Source organism: Arthrobacter sp. Y3221087 (assembly GCF_059089905.1).
The window spans coordinates 1-827 of record NZ_JBNHFE010000020.1 but is presented as its reverse complement, the minus strand read 5'-3'; the positions used below and the strand labels follow the sequence as shown (position 1 = coordinate 827).

The 827-nt window shown below is 64.8% G+C and carries 2 protein-coding genes; both read left to right on the top strand.

Going from position 1 to position 827, the window contains the following annotated elements:
* Positions 1-255, top strand: a 255-nt coding sequence (locus AC5RUO_RS19970; protein ID WP_494104442.1) for an aldehyde dehydrogenase family protein, incomplete at its 5' end; no start/stop codon positions are given.
* 120 nt (positions 256-375) lie between these two features.
* Positions 376-827, top strand: a 452-nt coding sequence (locus AC5RUO_RS19965) for an amino acid permease (protein ID WP_494104441.1), incomplete at its 3' end; no start/stop codon positions are given.

Here is an 827-nt window from a genome sequence, read left to right as displayed (position 1 = left end):
TGGACCTCGGACGGGTCAAAGGCGCAACGTGTTGCGGGGGGCCTCCGGCACGGAACAGTATGGATCAACGACTATCACCCGTACGTCCCGCAGGCGGAATGGGGCGGCTTCGGGAAGTCCGGCATCGGCCGCGAGCTCGGCAGCGCCGGACTGAACGAGTACCGCGAAGCAAAACACATCTGGCAGAACATCCAGCCCGCACCCAGCGGCTGGTTTGGCCCATCTGCCGGCGCCGGGGTGGGGACCGCCGGCTAGCAGCAGCATTTGGGGGGAACGGCCGGGCGCTGCAGGCGTGGCGCCCGGCCACCGATATCACCCGCGTCCAATGGCGGCCGCGGGGCATCACCATCGTGCTTTTCTCATCTAGGAGTTCGGATGTTGGAACCCAGCAAGAGTACTGATTCAAGTGGCATGGACGAGTTCGGCTATGCCCAGACCCTGGACCGCAGCATCGGCAAGTTTGCCAGCTTCGCGGCCGGCGTCAGCTATATCTCCATCCTCACCGGCGTCTTTCAATTGTTCTACTTTGGTTTCTCCATGGCCGGGCCGGCCTACGCATGGTCCTGGCCCATCGTCTTCGCCGGCCAGCTCATGGTGGCCCTCTGTTTCGCCGAGCTGGCCGGCCGCTATCCGGTGGCCGGATCGGTCTACAACTGGGCCAAACAGCTTTCGTCGGGGACGTTCGCCTGGCTGGCGGGCTGGCTGCTGCTCATTTCCTCGATCGTGGCGCTCGGGGCCGTGGCCCTGGCACTCCAGCTCACCCTGCCCCAGATCTGGTCCGGTTTCCAGATCATCGGAGACGGCACCGGGACCTACGATTTCGCCCT